The 851-nt window shown below is 73.7% G+C and carries 1 protein-coding gene and 1 pseudogene; both read left to right on the top strand.

The genetic code is table 11. From position 1 onward, the window contains the following. Window positions 1–295: pseudogene (locus GJ693_RS17290) on the top strand (type II secretion system protein N); the annotation flags it as partial. Next, a complete protein-coding gene (locus GJ693_RS16340) occupies window positions 289–705 on the top strand; it encodes a hypothetical protein (protein ID WP_156257266.1) in 417 nt (138 codons plus the stop codon). The pseudogene GJ693_RS17290 and the gene GJ693_RS16340, both read left to right, overlap by 7 nt. The last annotated feature ends 146 nt before the right edge of the window (window positions 706–851 follow it).

Genomic DNA, 851 nt, shown 5'->3' with positions numbered 1-851 from the left:
GGATGGCGCCGGGGGCTGCACCGCCGCGGGCGGCCAGGTCACGGCCGATCTCGCCGTGCCGCTCGCCGGCCAGCGCCAGTTGACGGGCGCGTTGCGCTGCGAAGGGCCAGCGCTGGTGTTGCCGCTGGCCAGCAATGATGGGCGGGTGCGGCTGGATGTGACCAGCAACCAGGGCCGCTGGTCGGCGCGGCTGGTGGTGGCAGGGGCTGGTGTCGGGGAGGTGGCCGCGCTCGCCGCCGCCGGTTTCCGCAGCGAGGCCGGCGCCTTGGTGAAAGAGGAGAGCGGGACATGGTGATGGCCAGCCTGATCGCCCTGCAACTGGCCACCGCGACGCCGGCCCTGCCCCCGCCGTTCACGGAATTGCCACCGCAAGTGCTCGAACCCGGTCAGTGTGCCCTGTTCCTGTGGGACCGCGCCAGCGGCCGGCGCATTGCCATGCTCAGCCGCACACCGCTGCAGCTGCGCGCCATCATCGATGGCCGCTCGACCGATCTGCCCGTCGCGGCGAGCGAGGGCGAGGCGGTGCTCGGCTTTGCGCCGGTCAGCCGCTTCCGCTCCGCCAGCCGCAGCTTCGAGGTCCGCCTGACCATCCTGCCCGCCACTGTCGGCGGCGCCGTGGTGCGCGATGGCAGCCTGACCATCACCGAAGCCGATGGCAGCGCCGTGGTGCTGCCAGTGGCCGGCCTCGCCGGGTGCCCGCAATGACCGCCCGCCGCTGATGGCCACCCGCAGCGCCACCACGCCAGCACAATGGGCATTGGCCATTGGCGGCGGCCTGGCGCTGTCGGCGGTGCTGCTGTGGGTGCTGCGCCCTGACCCGGCCACGCCGGAGTCGCCCCAGGTCCCGGCAC

The sequence above is a fragment of the Sandarakinorhabdus oryzae genome, assembly GCF_009733735.1.
GTDB lineage: Bacteria > Pseudomonadota > Alphaproteobacteria > Sphingomonadales > Sphingomonadaceae > Sandarakinorhabdus > Sandarakinorhabdus oryzae.
This window is presented reverse-complemented; position numbering and strand designations above follow the sequence as displayed.

Bases quoted from the DNA above. Each gene is read 5' to 3' on its own strand.
- GJ693_RS16340 (WP_156257266.1), top strand. From the start codon at position 289: ATGGTGATGGCCAGCCTGATCGCCCTGCAACTGGCCACCGCGACGCCG.